The following is a 23,014-nucleotide window of genomic DNA, read 5'->3' as shown; positions in this document are numbered from 1 at the left end:
ATCGCGGCACGTCGAGCGCCCGGCTACCCGTGGTATCAGCCGGCGGCGGTGTGTCCCAATTCGCGGCACACGTTGGTCGTCGGGTCCCAGTACTGGCCCGGGGGACAGTTGAGTGCCGGACCCTGACCGACCGGCCGGCAGATGTTGCTGTAGCCGTCCCAGTACTCGCCGGACTGGCAGCCCGGCGGGTCGGCCCAGCTCGTGGACGGCGTTGCGAACGCCACGGCCGCCGCCGCCAGCACTACGGCACCCGAAAACCGGCCGATTAGGTTGCTCATTCGATCCTCCTCGGTAGCCAGCGTGTGAACACACTGGAAAGCGACAAATACATTCTTGCCGCATTCCGGCCGGGTCTAAACCCCGAATGCCGGACCCTCGATCGAATCGACCGTAACAAAGGCGCTCACCGGCGCGCGTCGAAGTCGACGAGGCTGCCGGACCGGATAGCCCAGCGCGATCACCGCGGCCAGTGCCAGCGGGTCCGCCGCTCCCAGAATGGTTTTCACCTGCTCTTCCTCCCGAATCGCGATGGTGGTGATGACGCCGCCCAGACCTTCGTCGCGAGCGGCCAGCAGGACATTCCATGCGAACGGGTAGATCGACGCACCGCCGGCGAAGGTGTATCGGTCCGCGTCCCGATCGATTGCCGCCAGCTTCGACAAGTCGGCGAACAGCGCCAGCAACACCGGCGTCTCGTCGAACTTCTCCGCGAAATCCCCTGGGGTCGCAGTATTTTCGGCGGCCAGGGCCCGTGCCTCGGCCTCGCGATCGCTGGTCGGCGACCACGGTCGCAGGCCGGCGGCCGCCAGGGCCAGATAGTCCCGGGAACCGCGCAGGTAGCAATCGCGTAATCGGCGCCGGTGTGCCGGATCCTTGACGACCACCACCCGCCAGGCCTGAGCGTTGCTTCCGCTGGGCGCAAAACGTGCGCTATCAAGCACCCGCGCCAGTACGGCGTCGTCAACGGGCCGGTCGGTGAAGTCACGCACGGCGCCGGTGGTGCGCAACGCTTCAGTCAGCTCCATTTCCCAATGATCAGGTATCGAGACGGCCTGATGGCACACTGGTGACGTCCCACGACCTCGACGAGAGAGATCTACGCCGTCATGAACCAAACGGTTGTCTTCCTGCCGATGCTGATCGTCTTGGGGGCGTTCATGTTCTTCGCGTCGCGCCGGCAGAAGCGCGCGATGCAAGCGACCATCGATCTGCACGATTCGCTGACGACCGGGGACAAGGTGCAGACCACCTCCGGGCTATACGGCACCATTACGCACATCACCGACGACACGGTGGACCTCGAGATCGCCCCCGGAGTGGTGACGACGTGGGTCAAGATGGCGATCGGGAGCCGCGTCGATCCGGAGGTTCTCGACACCGAAGATGACGAGATTGCCGAGGTCGGCGAACCCGCCGACGATCCGGGCCGACTGCCCAACGACTGAGGTCGACGGTCCGCCACGTACCCTTTCGATGCGGTCGAACTGATCGGGACGCGAGCGGCGAACGGCGGGCTGACGACCTGCACCAAAGCGCATCGCGCATGAGCGGAGGAGACTCAACACGTGGCATCGCCATCGGCGCCGGTGCACCCCAGCCGTTACCTGGCGGTTTTCCTGGTCCTGCTCATCGGCGTCTACCTGTTGGTGTTCCTCACCGGCAACAAGCACGCCGACCCAAAACTCGGCATCGACCTGCAGGGCGGCACCCGGGTCACGCTGACCGCACGCACACCGGACGGGTCACGACCGACAAAAGAGGCGCTGTCGCAGGCGCAGCAGATCATCGGCTCCCGGGTCAACGGACTGGGCGTATCCGGTTCTGAGGTCATTGTCGACGGCGACAACCTGGTCATCACCGTGCCGGGAACCGACGGGAACGAGGCGCGCAACCTCGGCCAGACCGCGCGGCTGTACATCCGCCCCGTCATCAACGCTCTGCCGGTGGACAGCGCCGGCGCCCAGGGTGGCCCGCGGCTGCCCGTGCCGCGCGGGGGGCCGAAGGGACCGCGCGGTCAAGTGCCAGGTGCACCGGGCGCACCGGCACCCGGCGGCATCCCGGGTGCACCCGCACCGGGGGCAGCGCCCGGCGGCCCCGCGCTAGACCCCGGCCTGCCGGGCGACCTGCCGTTGCTGCCCGACACCCCCGGCGTCCCACCCCAGCCCCGGCCCTACCCCCTGGACGCGCCCTCCACGCCGACGCCCGCACCGCCGGCCCCTGCACCCGCCCCCGCGCCCGACGCAACTGCGCAGCCCGCACCTCCGGTGATTCCGCCGATCCAGCCCGGACCGCCGGACCCCCGCAAGGATCTCGCGGAGCGCATCGCCAAGGAGCGAGAGTGGCGGCAGAGCACCAACAAGGGTGTGCAATTCCTGGCACTGCAATATCAGGCCACCCGCTGCTTCCAGGACGACATCCTGGCCGGCAACGACGACCCCGAGCTGCCGCTGGTGACCTGCGATACGCAACACAAGCAGGCCTACCTGCTGGCGCCGTCGATCATCAGCGGCGACCAGATCGACAACGCCAGCTCGGGCATGGACCAGCGCAGCGGCGGCTACATCGTCGACGTGCAGTTCAAGAGCGGCGCGGCCAACACCTGGGCCGACTTCACCGCCGCTCACATCGGCACCCAGACCGCGTTCACGCTGGACTCACAGGTGGTCAGCGCGCCGCAGATCCGGGAGGCCATCCCCGGCGGCCGCACCCAGATCAACGGGGGAGACCCGCCATTCACCGCCAGCTCGGCCAAGGAGCTGGCCAACGTCCTCAAGTACGGCTCGCTGCCACTGTCGTTCGAGTCGTCGGAAGCCCAAACCGTCTCGGCAACACTGGGATTGACGTCGCTACGAGCAGGCCTGATCGGCGGCGCGATCGGACTGGGTCTGGTTCTGCTGTACTCGTTGCTGTACTACCGGGCGCTGGGCGTGCTGACCGCATTGTCGTTAACAGCCTCTGGCGCAATGGTTTTCGCGATCCTGGTGCTGCTCGGCCGGTATATCAACTACACGCTGGACCTGGCCGGTATCGCGGGTCTGATCATCGGTATCGGTACGACAGCGGACTCGTTCGTGGTGTTCTTCGAGCGCATCAAAGACGAGATGCGCGAGGGTAAATCGTTCCGGTCGGCGATCCCGCGAGGCTGGCGACGGGCCCGGAAGACAATCCTGTCGGGTAACGCCGTGACCTTCCTGGCCGCCGCCGTCCTGTATGTGCTGGCGATCGGTCAGGTCAAAGGGTTCGCATTCACCTTGGGGCTCACCACCGCACTCGACACCGTCGTGGTGTTCCTGGTGACGTGGCCACTGATCTACCTGGCCGGTAACTCCAAGACGCTGGCAAAGCCGGCCTACAACGGCCTGGGAGCGGTCCAGCAGATCGCCCGTGAGCGCCGCGCCGCGACCACTGGGGCCTACCCGACGGGACGGGGGTAGCGAGATGGCTTCAAAGGCGGACACGAGCGGCGCTGACAGCACGACTGCCGTCGAGCTCGGCAAGGACACCGGCGCCGGGCCGCAGCACGGCTTCTTCTCCCGGCTCTACACCGGTACCGGTGCTTTCGAGGTCGTCGGTCGCCGTCGGCTGTGGTACGCGGTCAGCGGGGTCATCGTCGCGGTCGCGGTCCTCAGCATTCTGTTGCGCGGATTCACTTTTGGCATCGATTTCAAGGGCGGCACCACGGTGTCATTCCCGCGCGGGACCGCAACCGTCAGCGAGGTCGAGGGCGTCTTCCGCCAGGCACTGGGCCACGACCCGGAATCCGTGGTGATCGTCGGCAGCGGCTCGTCGGCGACCGTGCAACTCCGGTCCGAGACGTTGCCCAACGACAAGACCGAGAAGCTGCGCGACGCGCTGTTCGACAAGTACCACCCCACGGGACCCGACGGTCAGCCCAGCAAGAAGGCCATCTCGGATTCGGCGGTGTCCTCGACGTGGGGCGGGCAGATCACCAAAAAGGCGGTCATCGCCCTGGTGGTCTTCCTGGTGCTGGTCAGCCTGTACATCACCGTCCGCTATGAGCGTTTCATGGCGGTGTCGGCGCTGACCACAATGGTTTTCGACCTGACGGTCACCGCCGGGATCTACTCGCTGGTGGGCTTCGAAGTCACCCCGGCCACCGTCATCGGTCTGCTGACGATCTTGGGGTTCTCGCTGTATGACACGGTCATCGTGTTCGACAAGGTCGAAGAGAACACCCATGGTTTTCAGCACACGGCTCGGCGAACTTTCGCCGAGGAGGCCAATCTCGCGGTCAACCAGACGTTCATGCGGTCGATCAACACGAGCTTGATCTCGACGCTGCCGGTGCTGGCTCTGATGGTGGTGGCCGTGTGGCTGCTCGGGGTGGGGACGCTCAAGGATCTTGCCCTGGTGCAGTTGGTCGGCATCATCGTCGGCACCTACTCGTCGATCTTCTTCGCCACTCCGCTTCTGGTCACGCTGCGCGAGCGCACCGAACTGGTGCAGACCCACACCCGCCGGGTGCTCCGGCGACGCGGGCCGGTTGGCGCAAAGGCAGACAGTGCGGACAAGGAGCTCACTGGGTCCTCGGCGCCGACGCGGGCGTCCCTCGTCGACACCGGCGAAGCGGCGCCCAGCAAGCCGGCCCCGGGTGCCCGGCCGGTGCGGCAATCCGCCGGCCGCCATGCGCGTCCGACCGGCAAGCAGAACAAACGCTAACCCGATGATGGCCTGGCGTCGGCGGATGGCCGCCTGCTGTCTGGCGGTCACGCTCGCCGCAGCCGCAACGGCTGCGCTGACGGCGTGCTCCGGAAGCGCAGCGGGGCAGGTCGACTACGTCGTCGACGGCGCGCTGGACACCTACAACACCAACACGGTCGGCGGCGCGGCCTCCGCCGGAGCGCAGGCCTTCGCGCGCACGCTCACCGGCTTCGGCTACCACGGGCCGGACGGCCAGGTCGTCGCCGACCGCGACTTCGGCGCGATCTCGTTGGTCGGCGGTTCGCCGCTGGTGCTGGATTACCAGATCGCAGACAACGCCGCCTATTCCGACGGTAAGCCGGTCACCTGCGACGACCTGGTGTTGACCTGGGCTGCCCAATCGGGCCGCTTTCCCGGCTTCGATGCGGCCAGCCAGGCGGGATACGTCGATGTCACGTCGATCGATTGCCAACCGGGGCAGAAGAAAGCGCGGGTCTCGTTCGCTCCCGACCGCAACATCGTCGACTACAACCAGCTGTTCACCGCGACCTCGATCATGCCCTCGCACGTCATCGCCGACGAGCTCGGCGTGGACGTCACCGGAGCGCTGCTGGGCAACAACGGCCCAGTCATCGCGCGCATCGCGCAGCTGTGGAACACCACCTGGAACCTCAAGTCAGGCACCGACCCGGGCGTCGTCGCCAAGCACTTTCCGTCGACCGGGCCGTACAAGATCGAATCGGTATTAGACGGTGGCGCAGTAGTTCTCGTCGCCAACGACAAATGGTGGGGCGCCAAGCCGATGACCAAGCGAGTCACGGTCTGGCCGCAGAAGGCCGACATCCAGGATCGGGTCAACGCCAAGAGCGCCGACGTTGTCGACGTAGCCGCCGGTTCGTCGGGAGCTCTGGCAACCCCAGATACCTACCGCCGCACCGACGCGGCGGCCGACGGCATCGAGCAGCTGATCTTCGCGCCGAGCGGGCCGCTCGGCGACGTCGCGGCCCGGCGCGCGGTCGCGTTCTGCACCCCACGCGACGTGATCGCGCGCGACGCACAGTCGCCGATCGCCAACGCGCGGCTGCATGCGGCCGCCGATGACGCCATCGGTCAGGCCGAAAACGTGCCTGAGGCAGGCCAATTCGTCGCAGCCAACCCGGTGGCGGCGCGCGCGGAGCTGAAGAACAAGCCGCTGCCGGTGCGGATCGGCTATCGGGGGCCCAACGCGCGACTGGCCGCCATCGTCGGCGCGATCGCCAAGGCCTGCGGCCCAGCCGGCATCACAGTCTCCGATGTCACGTCGGATTCGGTCGGCCCCCAAGCGCTCAAGGACGGCAAGATCGACGTGCTCCTGGCCAGCACCGGCGGAGCGACCGGCAGCGGTTCGAGCGGATCGCCCGCCATGGACGCCTACGACCTGCACACCGGGAACGGCAACAACGTGTCCGGCTACACCAACGGCCAAATCGACGGCATTATCGCCTCGCTCGCGGTGTCGGCCGATCCTGCCGACCTGGTCCGGCTGCTGACCGAGAGCGCACCGGTGCTGTGGGCCGGAATGCCAACGTTGCCACTCTATCGCCAACAGCGGACCCTGCTGACGTCGAAGAAGATGTACGCCGTCGGCACCAATCCCAGCCGTTGGGGCGCCGGCTGGAACATGGACCGATGGGTGCTGGTGAGGTGACGGCAGCCGAGCTGGTCGCTGCGTTGACCCGGCAGGTCGCCGACTTCCCCTCGGCGGGAATCCAGTTCAAGGACCTGACCCCGCTGTTCGCCGATGCGCGCGGCTTGGCCGCGGTCACCGACGAGCTGGCGGACGTTGCCTCCGGGGCCGATCTGATCGCCGGTGTCGACGCGCGCGGATTCCTGCTCGGTGGCGCTCTCGCGGCCCGGCTGGGCACCGGCGTGCTGGCCATTCGCAAGGGCGGCAAGCTGCCGCCGCCGGTGCACACCGAGGATTACCAGCTCGAGTACGGCACCGCGAGCCTGGAGCTGCCTGCCGACGGGATCGATGTGACCGGTCGCAGCGTTGTCATCGTGGATGACGTGCTGGCCACCGGCGGGACGCTCGCGGCGGCGCACCGGCTGCTCGAACGTGCGGGCGCGCAGGTGCGGATTGCGGCGGTGGTCATCGAATTGGCCGGGCTGGCCGGCCGTGAGCTGGTCGCGCCGCTGCCGGTGCACAGCGTTGCGGTTCTCTAGCGCACAGCGCGACGGACGTTATCCTTGAGGCTCCGGAGGTGACAGACGTGGCGGACGACAAGGGGACGGCGATACAGCCGCCCACCGAGCCACTGCAACTCGCCGACATTTCGACGTCGGTCGAGCCCGGGATCGGCCTCAAGGCGCCCAGCAGTGCTTCGCGCCGGGTCCGCGCCCGGTTGGCGCGACGCATGACCGCGCAGCGCAGCACGCTCAGCCCAGTGCTAGAGCCATTGGTGGCGGTGCACCGGGAGGTCTATCCGAAGGCAGACCTGTCGTTGCTGCAGCGGGCCTACGAGGTGGCCGAGTACCGGCATGCCAGCCAGCTGCGGCATTCGGGGGACCCGTACATCACCCATCCGTTGGCGGTGGCCAACATCCTGGCCGAGTTGGGCATGGACACCACCACGCTGGTGGCGGCGTTGCTGCATGACACGGTGGAAGACACCGGCTACACGCTGGAGGCGTTGAACGAAGATTTCGGCGACGAGGTCGGTCATCTCGTCGACGGGGTGACCAAGCTCGACCGGGTGGTGCTGGGAAGCGCCGCCGAGGGCGAGACGATCCGCAAGATGATCACCGCGATGGCACGCGACCCGCGGGTGCTGGTGATCAAGGTGGCCGACCGGCTGCACAACATGCGGACCATGCGTTTCCTGCCGCCGGAAAAGCAGGCCCGTAAGGCCCGCGAGACACTGGAAGTCATTGCGCCGCTGGCACATCGGCTCGGGATGGCCACGGTGAAGTGGGAGTTGGAGGATCTGTCCTTCGCGATCCTGCATCCCAAGAAGTACGAGGAGATCGTGCGACTGGTGGCCGGCCGCGCGCCGTCGCGGGACACCCATCTGGCCAAGGTCCGCGCCGAGATCGCCAACACCCTCAACGCATCGAAAATCAACGCGGTGGTGGAGGGACGGCCCAAGCACTACTGGTCGATCTACCAGAAGATGATCGTCAAAGGCCGCGACTTCGACGACATCCACGACCTGGTCGGCATCCGCATCTTGTGCGAAGAGATCCGGGACTGTTACGCCGCTGTCGGCGTGGTGCATTCGCTGTGGCAGCCGATGGCCGGCCGGTTCAAGGACTACATCGCCCAACCGCGGTACGGGGTGTATCAGTCACTGCACACCACGGTCGTCGGGCCGGAGGGCAAACCGCTGGAGGTGCAGATCCGGACCCGCGACATGCACCGCACCGCGGAGTACGGCATTGCAGCGCACTGGCGCTACAAAGAGACCAAGGGCCGCAACGGAGTTCCGCATCTGCAGGCCGCAGCCGAGATCGACGACATGGCCTGGATGCGCCAGCTTCTCGACTGGCAGCGGGAAGCTGCCGACCCCGGCGAGTTCCTCGAGTCGCTACGTTACGACCTTGCGGTGCAAGAGATCTTCGTCTTCACCCCGAAGGGCGATGTGATTACGCTGCCCACCGGGTCCACGCCCGTCGACTTCGCCTACGCCGTGCACACCGAGGTGGGTCATCGCTGCATCGGCGCCCGGGTCAACGGCCGGTTGGTGGCGCTGGAACGCAAGCTGGAAAACGGCGAAGTGGTCGAAGTTTTCACCTCGAAGGCGGCCACCGCCGGACCGTCGCGCGACTGGCAGCAGTTTGTGGTCTCACCGCGCGCCAAGACCAAGATCCGGCAATGGTTCGCCAAAGAGCGTCGTGAAGAGGCGCTCGAGACCGGTAAGGATGCGATCACCCGCGAGGTGCGTCGTGGCGGGCTTCCGTTGCAGCGCCTGGTCAATGGCGGCTCCATGGGCGCAGTGGCCAACGAGCTGCACTACACCGACGTGTCGGCGCTCTACACGGCGGTGGGCGAGGGTCACATCTCGGCCAAGCACGTGGTGCAACGCCTCCTGGTCGAACTCGGCGGGATCGACCAGGCCGAAGAAGATCTTGCCGAACGCTCGACGCTGACCGCGATCCCGCGCCGCCCGCGCAGCGACGACGTCGGCGTCGCGGTGCCGGGAGCTCCGGGTGTGCTGAGCAAGCTGGCCAAGTGCTGCACACCGGTGCCCGGCGATCTGATCCTCGGGTTCGTCACTCGCGGTGGGGGAGTGAGCGTGCACCGCACCGACTGCACCAATGCCACCTCGCTGCAGCAGCAGTCCGAGCGCATCATCGAGGTGCACTGGGCGCCGTCACCGTCGTCGGTGTTCCTGGTGGCCATCCAGGTCGAAGCTCTCGACCGGCACCGGCTGCTGTCCGACGTCACCCGCGTGCTGGCCGATGAGCGTGTCAACATCCTCTCGGCGTCGGTGACCACCTCCGCTGGCGATCGAGTAGCGATCAGCCGCTTCACTTTTGAGATGGGCGACCCCAAGCATCTCGGGCATCTGCTCGATGTGGTCCGCAATGTCGAAGGCGTCTACGACGTCTACCGGGTGACGTCGGCGGCCTGACGGGTGCGCGTAGCCGGACAGCGTGCGCTGGTGATGGGAGCCAGCGGCAACGTCGGCGCATGCGTGACCAGGCGTCTCGTAGCCGGCGGCGCCGATGTTCGGGTGTTGCTGCGAAAGTCGAGTTCCACCAAGGGAATCGACGGGCTGGACCTCGAGCGCGCGTACGGTGATCTTGTCGACAGCGCGGCGGTGGCGGCCGCGATGGCGGACCGCGACGTCGTATACTACTGCGTCGTCGACACCCGGGCAGAGCTGCGAGATCCCGCGCCGCTGTTCAAGACCAATGTCGAAGCCCTGCGTCGGGTACTCGATGTCGCGGTGCGGGCGAACCTTCAGCGGTTCGTCTTCCTGAGCACCATCGGCACCATCGCCGTAAGCCGCAACGGCGAAACCGTGGACGAGGACACCCCTTTCAACTGGGCCGACCAAGCCGGCAGCTACATCGAATCTCGCCGCGCCGCCGAGCAACTGTTGTTGTCCTACGTCGCCGATCACGGGCTGCCCGCCGTGGTGACCAACGTGTCGAATCCCTACGGGCCACCCGATTGGCAGCCGCGCCAAGGGATGTTCGTCAAGCTCGCCGCCCAGGGGAAACTACCGTTCTATGTTCGAGACGTCGGCTCCGAGGTGGTCGGCATTGACGACGCTGCCGACGGCATGCTGCTGGCCGCGCAGCGCGGGCGGGTCGGGCAGCGCTACATCATCTCCGAGCGTTACATGAGCCAGCGCGAACTGATCACCATCGCCGCGCAGGCCGTCGGCGCCCGGCCGCCGCGGGTGGGGCTCCCGATGGCGGTGATGTACGGCGTTGGCTGGCTGTCCGACGTGGCGAAAGCGTTGTTGGGTAAGGATCTTCCGATGAGCAGGCAAAGCGCGAGATTGGTGGAGTTGACCTCGCCGGCCAGCCATGCCAAAGCGACCCGTGAACTCGGCTGGCAGCCGACGCCCACCGAAGTTTTCATCCGGAGCGCGGCGCACACCTATCTAGAGCGGTCAGTCCCGGCGCGCTGAGGTGATGCCGACTTCGTCGACCGGCGCGCCATCGTCGCCGCCGCCGGTGACACCGCCGGACGCTATCCTGTCGACGACGCCCAGACCGGCCGGGGTGATCGACCCGAAAATGGTGTAGGTGGGCGGCAACAGCGAATCGCGGTAGACCATGAAGAACTGGCTGCCGTTGGTGCCGGGCCCGGCATTGGCCATCGCCAGTGTGCCCCTGGGATAGATGACGGGTACCTTCAGCGCCGGCTCCCCGGGCGGATATTGCACAGTAGGGAATTCGTTGGCGAACTGATAGCCCGGTCCGCCGGTTCCGTCGCCTTTGGGGTCCCCGCATTGCAGCACTGAAAGCGCGCGTGCCGTGGTCAGCCGATGGCACTCGGTGTTGTCGAAATATCCTTGCTGGGCCAGGGTGACGAAACTCATGACGGTGCAGGGTGATTCGTTGTTGGCGAGCTGTAGTCCGATCCGGCCGCGATCGGTGACGATGGTCAGCCCGATCTGCGCGGGATCCGTCGACGCCTTGCCGGTGGGCGGCGGCGCGGCCTGTTTACCGGCCGGCTCGGTGGTCCGCGGGTACTGGCAGTTCGCTCCCACGCTGGCCGAGGGGAAGAACGGCGGCAGGAGCGGGCCGGTCACCGGTGCGGCCGGTGGTCGCGTCGAGGTCGACGTCGCCGCTGGACTGGCCGAGGTGGCGGTGGCCGTCGTGCCGGAGTTGTGCCGGCTACACGACGCCGTGATGGCCACGGCGACGAGGCCCAGCGCGACCGCGATTCGGGTGAGTTTTGTCATTCGTCCAGCAGAATCGACTTGACGAGGACCTCGGTGGCCGGCGGTCCGTCCGCGCCACCGCCGGCGGTGCCGCCCTTGGCGATCTTGTCCAGGGTGTCCAGCCCGTCCTGCTGGATCTTGCCGAAGACGGTGTACGCGGGCGGCAACGGAGTGTCCTTGTACACCAGAAAGAATTGGCTGCCGTTGGTGTTCGGCCCGCTGTTAGCCATCGCCAACGTGCCCTTCGGGTAGATCACCGGCTCGCGCAGCGCGGGGTCACCCGGCGGGTACTGGTCCGTCGGGTATTCGTCGGCGAACTTGTAGCCCGGTCCACCGGTGCCGTCGGCGCTCGGGTCGCCACACTGCAGGATCGACAAGGTCAGGCGGTGGCACTTGGTGCCGTCGAAGTATTTCTGCCCTGACAGGCTCGCGAAATTGTTGACTGTGCAGGGTGATTCGTTGTTGGCGAGCAACAGGCCGATGTGGCCCTGGTTGGTTTCCATGCTGACGCTGACCTTCGCGGGATCCGTCGGCACCTTGCCCGTTCTGGGCGGCTTGGCCGGCTTGGCCGCCGGCTCGGTCGACGCCGGGTACTGGCAGTTGGCGCCGAGGTCGGGGTTGGGCTTGAAGGCCGGCAGCGCCGGACCGGACGCGTTGGCAGCGGCGCTGGCCGACGTGTCTGAGCTGGCCGTGGCCTTCTTGTCGTCACGGTTGGTGACGATGACGGTGGCCACGATCGCGGTGACCACGACAACTGCTGCGACCGATCCTCCAACGATGGCAAGGGTGCGACGACGACGGGCTTGCTGGGCGCGGCGCTCGAGCTGCCGTTCCAATTTGCGCTTGGCTGTCTCTCGTCGCTGTTCGTTGCTCGGCACCGCCTGTCCCTTCGTGATCGCGGGCTGGGTCAGCACGAGTGTGCCATTTCACGCTCATTGAGGGTGGCGCGACCCGTCGGCGATCACCTGGATGGGAAACTGGACAGCGTGTTGATCACCGGATTTCCCGCCGGGTTGCTGCAGTGCAACTGCTACGTGCTGGCACCGCACCCCGGAGCGGACGCGATTGTCGTCGACCCTGGCCAGCGCGCCATGGGTCAACTGCGGCGCATCCTCGACGAGAATCGGCTGACGCCGGCGGCGGTCCTGCTCACCCACGGCCACATCGACCACATCTGGTCGGCGCAGAAGGTGTCCGACACGTTCGGCTGCCCGACCTACATCCATCCCGAAGACCGGTTCATGCTGACCGATCCGATCAAGGACTTCGGGCCCAAGCTGGGCCAACTGCTGCTCGCCGCGATCTTCCGCGAACCCAAGCAGGTCGTCGAACTCGACCGCGACGGCGACAAAATCGATCTCGCCGGGATCAGCGTCACCGTCAACCACACACCGGGCCATACCCGCGGATCGGTGGTGTTCCGGGTGACCGGCCCCAAAGATCTCGTGTTCACCGGCGACACCCTGTTCCAGCGATCGGTCGGCCGCACCGACCTGTACGGCGGCAGCGGCCGCGACCTGCTGCGGTCGATCGTGGACAAGTTGCTGGTGCTCGACGACAGCACAGTGGTGCTGCCCGGCCATGGCAACTCCACCACCATCGGGGACGAGCGCCGCTTCAATCCCTACATCGAGGGGCTCAGCCCGTGAGCGCAATGTCGTCGTTCTCCGCGCCGAAAGGTGTACCGGATTACATCCCGCCGGAGTCGGCCCAGTTCGTCGCGGTCCGCGCGGCACTGCTGGACGCCGCCCGTCTAGCCGCGTACAGCGACATCGAGTTGCCGATCTTCGAGGACACCGCGCTGTTCGCCCGCGGGGTCGGGGAGTCCACCGACGTCGTCTCCAAGGAGATGTACACCTTCGCCGACCGCGGGGACCGCTCGGTGACGCTGCGGCCGGAGGGCACCGCCGGAGTGGTGCGTGCGGTGATCGAGCACGGTCTGGACCGCGGCGCGCTGCCGGTCAAGCTCTGTTATGCCGGACCGTTCTTCCGTTACGAGCGCCCGCAGGCGGGCCGCTACCGCCAGCTCCAGCAGGTCGGTGTCGAAGCCATCGGCGTGGACGACCCTTCGCTGGATGCCGAGGTGATCGCGGTTGCCGATGCGGGTTTCCGCTCGCTGGGCCTTGACGGGTTCCGCCTGGAGATCACCTCACTGGGCGACGACACCTGCCGACCGCAGTATCGGGAACTGTTGCAGGACTTCTTGTTTCATCTCGATCTCGATGAGGAAACCCGCAAGCGCGCCGAGATCAACCCGCTGCGGGTGCTCGATGACAAGCGTCCCGAGATCAAGGCGATGACGGCTGGTGCCCCGGTGATGCTCGACCATCTCTCCGACGAGGCCAAGCAGCACTTCGACACCGTGCTGGCCAACCTCGACGGTATGGGTGTGCCCTACGTGATCAACCCGCGCATGGTGCGCGGACTGGACTACTACACCAAGACCACTTTCGAGTTCGTCCACGACGGGCTGGGTGCCCAGTCCGGTATCGGCGGCGGGGGTCGCTACGACGGGCTGATGCGTCAGCTCGGCGGACAAGACCTCTCGGGCATCGGGTTTGGCCTCGGTGTCGACCGCACCCTGCTGGCCCTGCGTGCCGAGGGCAAAGACGTCGGACCCACCGCGCGTTGCGACGTGTTCGGTGCTCCACTGGGCGAGCAGGCCAAGCTACGGCTGGCGGTGCTGGCCGGGCAACTGCGCGCGGCGGGTGTACGTGTCGATCTGGCCTACGGCGCCCGCGGCCTCAAGAGCGCGATGCGTGCGGCCGACCGGTCCGGCGCACGCGTGGCGCTGGTAGCCGGCGATCGCGACATCGAGGCAGGCACGATCGGGATCAAGGACCTGATGACGGGCGAGCAGGTCGAGGTAGCAACCGATGCCGTTGTCGGCGACGTGCTTTCGCGTCTGCATCCACTGTGAACTACTGGCTTTCAGTGTGAAGCCAGGGCGGGAAAAGCGCGAAAATGCCGCCCTACATTCACACTCGACGCCAAGGATTCACACTCGGCGAAAGAGGTCGAGGTCAGGACCGGCCGTGCTTGACCTGGTTGAACGGGACGCCCCGGTCGGCGGCGAACTCGCGCGGGAAGCCGAGCATCCGTTCGCCAATCACGTTGCGTGCCATCTCCGTTGTGCCGCCACCGAGCGCGGACGTTTGCCGGGACAGGTAGCGCTCGCCGATGGACATCAGGTCGGCAGCCCCGTCCACGACGCCGGCGCTGCCCACGATGGCCAGGGCAGTGTCGATCTCGAGCGCCACCTCCTCGGCCTGGAACAGGCGGATCAGTGAGCCACCGGTCGGCGGCAGCGTTCCGTCCAGCACGCCGTGGTAGACGTGGTCGATCAGTTGCTCCCAGACCGCGCGACGCGTCAGCGCACGGCCGGCCAACTCGCGCACCCGCTCGTTGTCGGTGAGCCCGGCCGCACGCATCATCGCGTGGTAGTCGGGCGCTTGCTCCTGGTTGTTCTCGGCGCCACTGCCACTGGCGAACTCCGAGCCGCCGCCCACCGCGCGCCGCTCGTGGTATAGCTGCCGCGAGGCCACCGCCCAGCCCTGGTCGACGTCGCCGACGACCGCGTCGTCGCCGAGTTCGAGGTCGTCGAAGAATTCCTCGCAGAACTCGGTGGAGCCGTTGACCTGCTTGATCCGGCGCAACGTGATGCCCGGGCTGTCCAGGGGCGCCAGGAACATCGTCAGACCCTCGTGCTTGGGAACATTCCAGTTGGTCCGTGCCAGCAGCAGTCCGTAGTCGGCGGCGAAGGCACCGGTGCTCCATGTCTTGGCGCCGTTGATGATCCACGTGTGGCCGCGTCGCTCGGCGCGGGTGATCACTCCCGCTAGGTCTGAGCCGCCACTGGGCTCCGACAGCAGCTGGACGAGCACCTCGTCGCCGCGCAGCGCCGCCGAAATGTGTTGCCGCTTCTGGTCTTCGCTGCCGGTGTCGAGGATCGTCGGGCAGCAGATGGTGAACGTCGGCGTGTTCAGAATCAGCGGCATCTCGTAGTCGGCGCTCTCGTCGTCGAATGCCTTCTGGTAAGCGATGTCGAGGCCGAGCCCGCCGTATTCGGCAGGGAAGCAGATTCCGGCGAAGCCGCCGTCGTGAAGCCGTCGCTGCAATTGCCGGACGTGCTGCCAGGAGTCGGCCTCGCCGCGATCGGCGAACGGCGGGTCGGCCGGGTCGTCGATGCGCGGCATGTTGTCGGCCAGCCAAGCCCGGGCCCGCCGGGCGAATTCCGCCACCGACTCCGTCATATACCGCCTCCGAGAGTTTCATTAACTTAAAGCGGTAATGACATTATCAGCAGGTCGGCGGACCGGGATCGGCTAGACGCTCAGCCGCCGCGAGGCCGCGACAGCGTGAGTTGCTCGACCACGCCGATCGCGCCGTAGGGGCCGTTGACCGCGTAGTGGGTCGCCTTGATCGTCGTGTTACCGCCGGGCGGCCCGGGCTCGACGTCGAACGCGACGAAGCCATAGGGGTTTTGGCTGTCTCTGAACGCCGACCACGGCGCTTCCTCCACCACATAGATGGGGGCTTTACGTCCGAGCGTGTCGGTTGCGGCACCGATGCCGGTCAGCACCCGGCATCGGGGCTCGGGGAAGAACAGACCGTTCGACGGCGACGATGTACCGCCGCCGCCGATGACCATGTGCACGGTCCCTTTGGTGGTGTCGATGACATCGCCGTGGTCGGCCACCGGAATCGGCGTCCTGGTTTCGCTGTCCTGCGCGCCGCGCAGCGGGTGGGAGCGCTCGTAGTGATGCTCGTGACCACAGACCACCAGGTCGACCTGGTACTCGTCGAACAGCGGCAGCCATTCCTGACGAATGCCAAGGTCGGCTCCATTGGTGTGATCGGCCGTCGAAATCGCGGTCTGGTGCATACAGACGATCACCCAGTCGACGCGGTTGTCTGCCCGCGCATTCGCGAGTTCTTTTTTTAACCAACGCTTTTGCGCACCGCCAGAGTATCCGCGGACGTAAGAATTGCCGCCGTCCTGGAAGCAGATGTCGTCGTTGTTGAGGCTGATGATCCGCACCGAGCCGGCTGTGAACGAGTACCACAGACCGCGCAGCTCGCCGTCGGATCCAGCGTCGGGCAGGGTGAAGTAAGTCTGGTAGGCCGCGAAACCGATTGGGCCATTGCCCAATTCATTCTCATGGTTGCCCGCGGCAGGCATCCACGGCCGATGGCGTGCCGAGCGCGAGTTGTTGTCGAACCAGTCCGACCAGGTGCGGATGCGATCGTGGGCCAGGTTTGCGTAGCACAGGTCGCCGTTGACCAAGTTGAACAGCGGACCGAGTTTCTCGATCGCGGTGGTGATGTCTCCGGCCGCCGGCGCTCCCAAGTTGTCGCTGCCATATCTCTTCTTGTTGAGCCGGCCCAGAGTCGGCGTCGCCTGGTCGCCAAAGCTGGTGAAGCGCAAGGGACTGCGGCCCGAGGGCGCGGTCCGAACGGCCCCCAGGTCTGGGTCGGTGCCGTCGTGCACTGCGGCGTAGACGTAGTCGGTGTCGGGCGTGAGATTGTCGAGCCGTGCGTGATGGACCTGCACTTCGGTCTTTGATTTGGCGTCCCGATAGGTACGGGTTTCGGCCGGCACGGTACGGCCGAAGCCGGCGGTCGACGTGCCTGCCATGACTCGCGGATTGCTCACCGGATCGGTGGTGTGCCAGGAAACGACGACCTCGGACGAGGCATCGCGGCCGAATTGCAGATGCAGTCCGCCCACCGGTTGAGCGCCGCTGCGATCGGGCCGGGTCCACAAACTCGGCCCGCGACCCGGCGACCCGAAGAGGGCGACGGCGCCGGCGCCGAGACCTACACCGACGATGCTCGTTGCCGCGCCGGTGGTCAGCAGCGTTCGGCGGCTGATGCCCGGCACCGGGTCGCCGTTGCTTTCCGGCTGCGACGCTTCGGCCATTCTTCTTTCTTACCTGGGTTGGTCCCGTGGGCCGCTCGACGCTAACCGGCGAAGACGTAGACCCAGGCGTGGGGTCCGGACCTCAGCGGCACGGAGATCCTGCGGTAGTCATCGACTTCGTAGTTGTCGGCCGCGGCCAAATCGGCCTCGCTGATGGCGAAGACAATCCCGTCCACGTGCGCTTCCGGCCGGTCGGTGGGCCGCAGAACCGGATGCCTGTCGCTACCGCTGGTAGCGATGACCTGCGGATCTATGATCGTGAGGTGATGTAGTTCATAGCCGATGACCGCGTCGACGTAGCCGTCCAATTCCCTGCCGAATGTGGCAATTTGGACCTCACGTTGTCGGAGGGTCCCGTACGAGAACAGCAGCTCACTCATCGAGGCTTCGTAACACCTGGCTCGCCGGTCCGCCACCGCTGCGTCGATCGGTGGCACGGTGAAAACTCGATCTTTCAGTATTTTCCTCAGCTTTCGTGATGTATCCGAAATTTCGATCATGATGTTCAACGGCCGGAGAATAGGGGCGGGTTCTGTTCACAATCAACGCCAACTGGACAATGGTCGACAAGCTTTTACCTGGCAATCCCTCGCGTAGCGCACGGGTGTCATTTCGCGATGGCCTCGCGGCCCCGAGGAGGCGCGTTCCCCGCGACGAGGGAGACGGGTGGCGTCATCGCGGCGCGGCGGCGGGGGTCCATCCGCACCGGCCGCGCGATCCCGCCGCGGCAACCCAATCATCAAGATTGCAAGGCATTTACGGCAATTCGAAGCCCGTCATCGATGAGCGGGGCAGAGCGCATCCTCTGCCGGCCGACGCCCCAGATCGGGCGTTAGCTCCGCGCCGGGCGCCACCCTCGGGTCCGGAGAGGGTTAGCGCCGTGGAAGCCGCTGACCTATGCCTAATAGCTACCTCCCGTTAGGAGCCTTTTCACGTCCGCCCCGGGCTATCTGGGAACTTCCTGTATGTGCGGCGAAGAAAATTGTCGTCGCCACAATGTCTCTTTGGTTTTTCTCAGCACAGGATGCACTTCTGTGATTTAAGATTGCGCAACTGTCAGACCTCGAACATGCGCTCTTTTCAGATAAGTTAATTACATTAACTTATCTCGCAGCCATCGGAGGGTCTGACGCCTGTGTGAAGGAGGGTCGGTGTCGTTCGTAACTGCACAGCCGGAGGATCTATCCGGGGCAGCCGCCAATCTCGCAGGTCTCGGCGATGCGATGGCGGCACGAAACGCCGCTGCCGCGACGCCGACTACCGGCCTGGCACCGGCCGCTTCGGATATGGTTTCGGCAGTGACCGCGGCGCAGTTCGGTAAGCAGGGCGCCACATATCAGCAGATCGCCGCCCAAGCGGCGATGGTGCACGAACAAGTAGTAGCCGCGTTGCGGTCCGGGGCGGGCGCATACGCGCTGACTGAGGCGGCGAATGCAGCTGCTGCCGGCTAAGGGGGGCCTGGGTCGATGAGTTTCATGATTTTTCCGCCGGAAATCAACTCCAGCTTGATGTACAGCGGCGCGGGGTCGGGGCCGCTGATGGCGGCCGCGTCAGCGTGGAGCGAGCTGTCTGCCGATCTCGAATCAACCGCCGCCGCGTATCAGTCGGTGCTTGCGCAGCTGACCGGGTCCACGTGGCTGGGTCCGTCGTCGGCACGGATGGCCGCGGCGACGGCTCCCTACATCGACTGGCTGGTGACCAGCGGGGGCCAGGCCGCGCAGACCGCGGCTCAGGCCCAGTTTGCCGCCGCGGCGTACGAGGGCGCCTTCGCGTCGACGGTTCCGCCGGCGGTCATTGCGGCCAATCGAGCGCTGCTGGCGGCATTGGTGGCCACCAACTTCCTCGGGCAGAACACCCCGGCGATCATGGCCACCGAAGCGCACTACATGGAGATGTGGTTTCAGGACGGCCTGACGATGGACAGCTACGCGGCGGCCTCGCAGCAGGCAGTCGTGTTGCCGCAGCAGACCCCGGCGCCGTCGACCAGCGACGGCGGGCTGTCCTCCGATCTTGCCGCGGCCGTGCAATCCATCGAGAACTCCGTCACCAACACGGTGAACAACCTGACCTCGGCCCTCCAGGGGCTGCTGAGCGGAAACACCACTGCGGGCACGTCTGCCAACACCGTGTCGTCCGCGCTCACCTCGGCCGCGAGCAACTTGAGCGGCGCGAGTACGGGCGCGCAGGCAGCCGCAGCCACCTCGGGTGCCACGACGGCGGCCACCACGGCTCCGGTTACCAGTTTGCTTGGCTCGGCAGCCGGAACGCTGCTCCCGATCCAGGGCACCTACTACGCGACCATGCTCGCCAGCATGCCCGCCAAGATGCTGATCAGCCTAGGCAACTCGATGGGCGCTAGCCAGGCGATGCAGGCTGGCCAGCAGGCCATGCTCGCCGAAGTCCAGACGCTGGTCGACGGCAAGCTGAAGGCGTTGCTGGCCAGCATTTCCGGCCAGATGCGCGGGTTCGGATCCCAGATCACCGCGCAGCTGGCGGGCGCCGGGAGGCTGGGCGGCATGTCGGTTCCGAACGGCTGGGCGCAGGCCGCACCGGAGATGGTTCGCGCCGCGCCGGTATTGCCTCCCAACAGCATCGCGTCACCCATTACCTCCGCGAACCTGCCCACCAGCCCCTACACGCAGGCCCTCATGGGTGCAATGAACGGACGCGGCATGGGCACGCAGGCCGCCAAGACGGCGTCCGTGAAAGTTGAGACTCGCACGCCGGCCGGCGGATGAGAAGTGGGGGATGCCTTTGATGCAGGACGCATTAACCCAGGACATGACAGGTAGATAAGGAGAGAGATATGCCTACTCGTTTTATGACTGATCCGCACGAGATGCGGTCGATGGCGGGCCGTTTCGACGTGCATGCGCAGACGGTGGAGGACGAGGCCCGCAAGATGTGGGCGTCTTCGCAGAACATCGCCGGAGCTGGCTGGAGCGGTACCGCTCAGATGCCACGTCGCACGACACCATGGGCCAGATGAACACCGCGTTCCGCAACATCGTCAACATGCTGCACGGTGTGCGCGATGGGCTGATCCGTGACGCGAACAACTACGAGGCCCAAGAGCAGGGCTCGCAGCAGATCCTGTCCAGCTAGTCGATCACCGAAACCCTGTAGGAGAACAGTCATGTCGATCAGTTATCAGTTCGGTGATGTCGATGCCCACGGCGCGATGATCCGTTCGCAGGCCGCTTCATTGGAGGCCGAGCACCAGTCCATCGTTCGCGATGTGCTGGCTGCCGGTGACTTCTGGGGTGGTTCGGGTTCGGTAGCTTGCCAGGAGTTCATCACCCAGTTGGGTCGCAACTTCCAGACCATCTACGAGCAGGCCAACAGCCACGGCCAGAAGGTGCAGACCGCCGGCAACAACATGTCGAGCACCGACTCCGCCGTCGGGTCCAGCTGGGCTTGACGCTCAACCCCACTGGGGGTCAAAACACACCGCGCATCTCGATGCCCGGTGTGTTTTGCTTTGTGGCCACTTGATGAATTCGTCGCGGCCAAACCCGTTGCAGCCAATCCTGATTCAAGTGCTTATCGCGCACCCCCGGGTGCAGGCTGATTCCAAAGGCATGCGGAGCATCAGGGCACAGGTACGGGAATAGCATCCGAGATGTCGCCCGTGCAGACGTTCAGCGACCTCGCGTTTTTTCAAGGCGTGGCGAGCTATGAGGGCGCCCCAGGTGACAACCTTCCGGGCTGCTCGGGAGGTCGCGCGAGATTTCTCAATGCTTAAGCAGCAAGTGCCCGCCGCCACCGCGGACGTCACTTCGCTGCTGACCGGCGACCTTGCGCCCAGTGCCAGTGGCTCGGTGGTCGATCTCTTCACGCTGTTCTAGCGAACCAGGTGCGCGAGTAGGCGTCAGCCCGGTGCCTACTCCGCAACAGCGGCGCAACCACCGAGGATGGTGGTCGACGCAAAGTTGGCCGCGTTGGCCAGATGGTTGTCGGTCGGCGTGTAGGTCGGGAGTGCGGTGACGAACGCGCGACGGTACTGAGCCGAAAGGTTGGCGATGTCCTGCCAGATCGAATTATCGCTTTGCCGGCCAAGCTGTTCCAGCTTGCCGGCGAACGAGTTCATCACCGGTCCGACCGCGTAATTGACTGCCTTCTGTTCTTTGTTCCAATAGATCGACGGGACGTTAGGATCCAGTTGCTGCCATTGAGCGGTCTGCTGGCCGAACTGATCCAGCGCCGACTTCCATTCCGGGCAGACATTGTTGTCTGACGTCAGGAAAGGCTGCGGGCTCGCTAGATTACCCACCGGGGCGATGTCGGATGGCGGCGCCGACGGCGTCACCAGCGGGCCCCGCGCCGCGGCCGGACCGTCGCTGATGGATGCGCAGATCGATCCCAGCGCCGACGAGGCGCTGTTTGCCGCGCCGGCCAGATTGTTGTCTGCCGGAGTGTATTTCGGGATCCGCTCGGAGTATGCGCGTGCGTAAGCGATGAACTGCTGATACAGCTCGCGCATGACGCGGTGCGGCGTCAGCTTGACCAAACCGACCGTCTGCGCCGCCGCGCTGCGCATCGACTGGCCCGCCGCGATGAACTGCGCACGCTGCTTCGGTGTCCACGCTGATGCCGGCACCGACCGGTCGCGGTCGTTCCAGAGCCCCTGGCCGCTGTTCGCCAATTCGTTGTTGATCGATGCCCACGCCGTGCAGCTCGGGTCGTCGGTGATCACCGCCACCGGCCCAGTGTCTTTCGCGCTGGCTACCGCCGCGGTCTCCTGGCCTGGCCCGTTGTCGGACCCATCTTTCGGCCCCCCGGAACCCCCGTCGCCGAACAGCAATACCGCCGCAACGATTGTTGCCAACACAGCAACCGCAGCGACCCCACCCATGGCCCATTTCAGATTTCTATTGTCTTTTGGGCCGTCAGTATCAGACGTCACGGTGGATCAGCTTAAATGACAACCCCGTTACCGCAGGTGTTTTGACTGCGGGCCGGTAATGAACGCGGGCTTTCTCAGGCCGCTAACAGGGTTGACTTTTTATCGAACGTAAGTTCGAATACAGTATGCGATGGGACGGTCAGAGTGTCGGGGTGGACGACGGCGCGCTGCCCGGCCTGGAGCGCATCGGTTTCGTCCGCAGCGTGCGCACGCCGCAGTTCGACGGGGTCACGTTCCACGAGGTGCTGTGCAAGTCGGCGCTGAACAAAGTTCCGAACGGCGGTGCCGTCCTACCGTTTCAATTCACCATCAACGGCTACCGCGGTTGCTCGCACGCCTGCCGGTACTGCTTCGCCCGGCCGACACACGAGTATCTAGACTTCAACTACGGCAATGACTTTGACACCCAGATCGTCGTCAAGACCAACGTCGTCGACGTGCTGCGCCGCGAGCTGAGCCGGCGGTCCTGGTGTCGCGAGACCGTCGCCTTGGGCACCAACACCGATCCCTACCAACGCGCCGAGGGTCGCTACGCCCTGATGCCGGGCATCATCGGCGCGCTCGCCGAGTCGGGAACGCCACTGTCGATTCTGACCAAAGGGACTCTGCTGCGCCGCGATCTGCCTCTCATCGCCGCTGCCGCGGAACAGGTGCCGGTCGGGGTCTCGGTTTCCCTTGCCGTCGGCGGCGCTGACCTGCATAAGCAACTGGAGCCCGGCACACCGAGCCCGCAGGCGAGGCTGGGCTTGATCGCCGCGATCCGGGACGCCGGCTTGAACTGTCACGTGATGGTGGCGCCGGTGCTGCCTTATCTCACGGATTCCGTCGAGCATCTCGACGGTCTGCTGGGCGAGATCGCGGCGGCCGGGGCCAGCGGTGCCACGGTGTTCGGGCTGCATCTGCGCGGCTCGACCCGTAGTTGGTTCATGTCGTGGCTGTCGCAGACCTATCCGCACTTGGTCGGCCGGTATCGCGAATTATTCCGGCGCGGAGCCTATTTGCCGCCGGCTTACCGGGACGAGCTACGGGCGAAAGCGGACCCGCTGATCGTCAGACACGGGTTGGCCGGCGACCGGCGTCGGCATGGGACCGGAAAGCCGCAACAGGTCGCCGAATCGGCCCCGCCGACGCTGTTTTGAG

21 protein-coding genes and 1 pseudogene are annotated in these 23,014 nt (G+C 65.9%); 14 read left to right on the top strand and 8 right to left on the bottom strand.

Translation table 11 applies throughout. The features are described 5' to 3' along the window. Positions 1 to 35 precede the first annotated feature (35 nt). Both ACQY5A_RS10260 and ACQY5A_RS10255 read right to left on the bottom strand, forming a co-directional pair. Entirely contained in the window at positions 36 to 278 is a 243-nt protein-coding gene (locus ACQY5A_RS10260; protein WP_428340249.1) for a hypothetical protein, read from the bottom strand. Positions 279 to 353: 75 nt separating this feature from the next. Further along, positions 354 to 1,025 carry a nitroreductase family protein gene (locus ACQY5A_RS10255; protein ID WP_428340248.1) on the bottom strand — a complete coding sequence of 224 codons (672 nt, stop codon included), beginning with the start codon at positions 1,023 to 1,025 and terminating at the stop codon, positions 354 to 356. Between the two features lie 81 nt (positions 1,026 to 1,106). Between ACQY5A_RS10255 and yajC the strand changes: the two genes are divergently transcribed. The 7 genes from yajC (at position 1,107) to ACQY5A_RS10220 (ending at position 10,286) form a co-directional block, all read left to right on the top strand. After that, entirely contained in the window at positions 1,107 to 1,445 is a 339-nt protein-coding gene (yajC, locus tag ACQY5A_RS10250) for a preprotein translocase subunit YajC (protein WP_428340247.1), read from the top strand. A gap of 120 nt (positions 1,446 to 1,565) precedes the next feature. Further along, complete coding sequence (gene secD, locus ACQY5A_RS10245; RefSeq protein WP_428340246.1) at positions 1,566 to 3,434, top strand: protein translocase subunit SecD; 1,869 nt, start codon at positions 1,566 to 1,568, stop codon at positions 3,432 to 3,434. A gap of 4 nt (positions 3,435 to 3,438) precedes the next feature. Then, on the top strand, positions 3,439 to 4,680 hold the full coding sequence (secF, locus tag ACQY5A_RS10240) for a protein translocase subunit SecF (RefSeq protein WP_428340245.1): 1,242 nt from the start codon (positions 3,439 to 3,441) through the stop codon (positions 4,678 to 4,680). A gap of 7 nt (positions 4,681 to 4,687) precedes the next feature. Further along, positions 4,688 to 6,349 (top strand): ABC transporter substrate-binding protein, encoded by a 1,662-nt coding sequence (locus ACQY5A_RS10235; RefSeq protein WP_428340477.1) that lies wholly within the window; start codon positions 4,688 to 4,690, stop codon positions 6,347 to 6,349. After that, positions 6,331 to 6,867, top strand: a complete 537-nt coding sequence (locus ACQY5A_RS10230; RefSeq protein WP_428340244.1) for an adenine phosphoribosyltransferase — start codon at positions 6,331 to 6,333, stop codon at positions 6,865 to 6,867. The genes ACQY5A_RS10235 and ACQY5A_RS10230 overlap by 19 nt, the downstream gene beginning before the upstream one ends. Positions 6,868 to 6,959: 92 nt before the next feature. Continuing rightward, the gene (locus tag ACQY5A_RS10225; protein ID WP_428340476.1) at positions 6,960 to 9,275 is read left to right on the top strand and encodes a RelA/SpoT family protein; all 2,316 of its coding nucleotides are present in this window, start codon (positions 6,960 to 6,962) and stop codon (positions 9,273 to 9,275) included. Positions 9,276 to 9,308: 33 nt separating this feature from the next. Then, on the top strand, positions 9,309 to 10,286 hold the full coding sequence (locus ACQY5A_RS10220; RefSeq protein WP_428340475.1) for an NAD-dependent epimerase/dehydratase family protein: 978 nt from the start codon (positions 9,309 to 9,311) through the stop codon (positions 10,284 to 10,286). Here ACQY5A_RS10220 and ACQY5A_RS10215 read toward each other — a convergent pair. Together ACQY5A_RS10215 and ACQY5A_RS10210 are read right to left on the bottom strand one after the other, a co-directional pair. Beyond that, positions 10,269 to 11,066 (bottom strand): peptidylprolyl isomerase, encoded by a 798-nt coding sequence (locus ACQY5A_RS10215; RefSeq protein ID WP_428340243.1) that lies wholly within the window; start codon positions 11,064 to 11,066, stop codon positions 10,269 to 10,271. The genes ACQY5A_RS10220 and ACQY5A_RS10215 overlap by 18 nt on opposite strands. Then, positions 11,063 to 11,923, bottom strand: coding sequence for a peptidylprolyl isomerase (locus ACQY5A_RS10210; RefSeq protein WP_428340474.1), 861 nt, complete (start codon positions 11,921 to 11,923; stop codon positions 11,063 to 11,065). Before ACQY5A_RS10210 ends, ACQY5A_RS10215 begins: the two co-directional genes overlap by 4 nt. A gap of 108 nt (positions 11,924 to 12,031) precedes the next feature. Here ACQY5A_RS10210 and ACQY5A_RS10205 point away from each other — a divergent pair, with 108 nt between their 5' ends. Next, a complete protein-coding gene (locus ACQY5A_RS10205) occupies positions 12,032 to 12,694 on the top strand; it encodes an MBL fold metallo-hydrolase (RefSeq protein WP_428340473.1) in 663 nt (220 codons plus the stop codon). After that, complete coding sequence (hisS, locus tag ACQY5A_RS10200; RefSeq protein ID WP_428340242.1) at positions 12,691 to 13,965, top strand: histidine--tRNA ligase; 1,275 nt, start codon at positions 12,691 to 12,693, stop codon at positions 13,963 to 13,965. The genes ACQY5A_RS10205 and hisS overlap by 4 nt, the downstream gene beginning before the upstream one ends. A 103-nt stretch (positions 13,966 to 14,068) precedes the next feature. Here hisS and ACQY5A_RS10195 read toward each other — a convergent pair whose 3' ends face one another. From ACQY5A_RS10195 to ACQY5A_RS10185, 3 genes are all read right to left on the bottom strand, one after another. Further along, complete coding sequence (locus ACQY5A_RS10195) at positions 14,069 to 15,298, bottom strand: acyl-CoA dehydrogenase family protein (RefSeq protein ID WP_428340241.1); 1,230 nt, start codon at positions 15,296 to 15,298, stop codon at positions 14,069 to 14,071. A gap of 80 nt (positions 15,299 to 15,378) precedes the next feature. After that, positions 15,379 to 16,968, bottom strand: a complete 1,590-nt coding sequence (locus ACQY5A_RS10190) for a purple acid phosphatase family protein (RefSeq protein ID WP_428340240.1) — start codon at positions 16,966 to 16,968, stop codon at positions 15,379 to 15,381. A gap of 41 nt (positions 16,969 to 17,009) precedes the next feature. Further along, on the bottom strand, positions 17,010 to 17,348 hold the full coding sequence (locus tag ACQY5A_RS10185) for a gamma-glutamylcyclotransferase family protein (protein WP_428340239.1): 339 nt from the start codon (positions 17,346 to 17,348) through the stop codon (positions 17,010 to 17,012). A gap of 771 nt (positions 17,349 to 18,119) precedes the next feature. Between ACQY5A_RS10185 and ACQY5A_RS10180 the strand changes: the two genes are divergently transcribed. The 4 genes and pseudogenes from ACQY5A_RS10180 to ACQY5A_RS10165 all read left to right on the top strand — a co-directional run bounded on the left by ACQY5A_RS10180 (position 18,120) and on the right by ACQY5A_RS10165 (position 20,389). Then, positions 18,120 to 18,419 (top strand): PE family protein, encoded by a 300-nt coding sequence (locus ACQY5A_RS10180; protein ID WP_428340238.1) that lies wholly within the window; start codon positions 18,120 to 18,122, stop codon positions 18,417 to 18,419. Between the two features lie 15 nt (positions 18,420 to 18,434). Continuing rightward, positions 18,435 to 19,706, top strand: coding sequence for a PPE family protein (locus tag ACQY5A_RS10175; RefSeq protein WP_428340237.1), 1,272 nt, complete (start codon positions 18,435 to 18,437; stop codon positions 19,704 to 19,706). A 68-nt stretch (positions 19,707 to 19,774) separates the two neighbouring features. Beyond that, positions 19,775 to 20,073 (top strand): annotated as a pseudogene (locus ACQY5A_RS10170) (WXG100 family type VII secretion target). Between the two features lie 31 nt (positions 20,074 to 20,104). Then, entirely contained in the window at positions 20,105 to 20,389 is a 285-nt protein-coding gene (locus ACQY5A_RS10165) for a WXG100 family type VII secretion target (RefSeq protein ID WP_428338374.1), read from the top strand. A gap of 462 nt (positions 20,390 to 20,851) precedes the next feature. Here the strand turns inward: ACQY5A_RS10165 and ACQY5A_RS10160 are convergent, their stop codons facing one another. Then, on the bottom strand, positions 20,852 to 21,874 hold the full coding sequence (locus tag ACQY5A_RS10160) for a hypothetical protein (RefSeq protein ID WP_428340236.1): 1,023 nt from the start codon (positions 21,872 to 21,874) through the stop codon (positions 20,852 to 20,854). Positions 21,875 to 21,999: 125 nt separating this feature from the next. On the opposite strand from ACQY5A_RS10160, the gene ACQY5A_RS10155 reads away from it, so the two are divergent. Beyond that, positions 22,000 to 23,013 carry an Rv2578c family radical SAM protein gene (locus ACQY5A_RS10155; RefSeq protein ID WP_428340235.1) on the top strand — a complete coding sequence of 338 codons (1,014 nt, stop codon included), beginning with the start codon at positions 22,000 to 22,002 and terminating at the stop codon, positions 23,011 to 23,013. Position 23,014 lies beyond the last annotated feature (1 nt).

Source organism: Mycobacterium sp. (genome assembly GCF_965277065.1).
Lineage (GTDB): Bacteria > Actinomycetota > Actinomycetes > Mycobacteriales > Mycobacteriaceae > Mycobacterium.
The sequence above is the reverse complement of the archived record's forward strand: the minus strand, read 5'-3'. Positions and strand labels throughout refer to the sequence as shown.

Bases quoted from the DNA above. Each gene is read 5' to 3' on its own strand.
- ACQY5A_RS10260 (WP_428340249.1), bottom strand. From the start codon at position 278: ATGAGCAACCTAATCGGCCGGTTTTCGGGTGCCGTAGTGCTGGCGGCG.
- ACQY5A_RS10255 (WP_428340248.1), bottom strand. From the start codon at position 1,025: ATGGAGCTGACTGAAGCGTTGCGCACCACCGGCGCCGTGCGTGACTTC.
- yajC (WP_428340247.1), top strand. From the start codon at position 1,107: ATGAACCAAACGGTTGTCTTCCTGCCGATGCTGATCGTCTTGGGGGCG.
- secF (WP_428340245.1), top strand. From the start codon at position 3,439: ATGGCTTCAAAGGCGGACACGAGCGGCGCTGACAGCACGACTGCCGTC.
- ACQY5A_RS10235 (WP_428340477.1), top strand. From the start codon at position 4,688: ATGGCCTGGCGTCGGCGGATGGCCGCCTGCTGTCTGGCGGTCACGCTC.
- ACQY5A_RS10230 (WP_428340244.1), top strand. From the start codon at position 6,331: ATGGGTGCTGGTGAGGTGACGGCAGCCGAGCTGGTCGCTGCGTTGACC.
- ACQY5A_RS10220 (WP_428340475.1), top strand. From the start codon at position 9,309: ATGGGAGCCAGCGGCAACGTCGGCGCATGCGTGACCAGGCGTCTCGTA.
- ACQY5A_RS10215 (WP_428340243.1), bottom strand. From the start codon at position 11,066: ATGACAAAACTCACCCGAATCGCGGTCGCGCTGGGCCTCGTCGCCGTG.
- ACQY5A_RS10195 (WP_428340241.1), bottom strand. From the start codon at position 15,298: ATGACGGAGTCGGTGGCGGAATTCGCCCGGCGGGCCCGGGCTTGGCTG.
- ACQY5A_RS10190 (WP_428340240.1), bottom strand. From the start codon at position 16,968: ATGGCCGAAGCGTCGCAGCCGGAAAGCAACGGCGACCCGGTGCCGGGC.
- ACQY5A_RS10185 (WP_428340239.1), bottom strand. From the start codon at position 17,348: ATGAGTGAGCTGCTGTTCTCGTACGGGACCCTCCGACAACGTGAGGTC.
- ACQY5A_RS10175 (WP_428340237.1), top strand. From the start codon at position 18,435: ATGAGTTTCATGATTTTTCCGCCGGAAATCAACTCCAGCTTGATGTAC.
- ACQY5A_RS10165 (WP_428338374.1), top strand. From the start codon at position 20,105: ATGTCGATCAGTTATCAGTTCGGTGATGTCGATGCCCACGGCGCGATG.
- ACQY5A_RS10155 (WP_428340235.1), top strand. From the start codon at position 22,000: ATGCGATGGGACGGTCAGAGTGTCGGGGTGGACGACGGCGCGCTGCCC.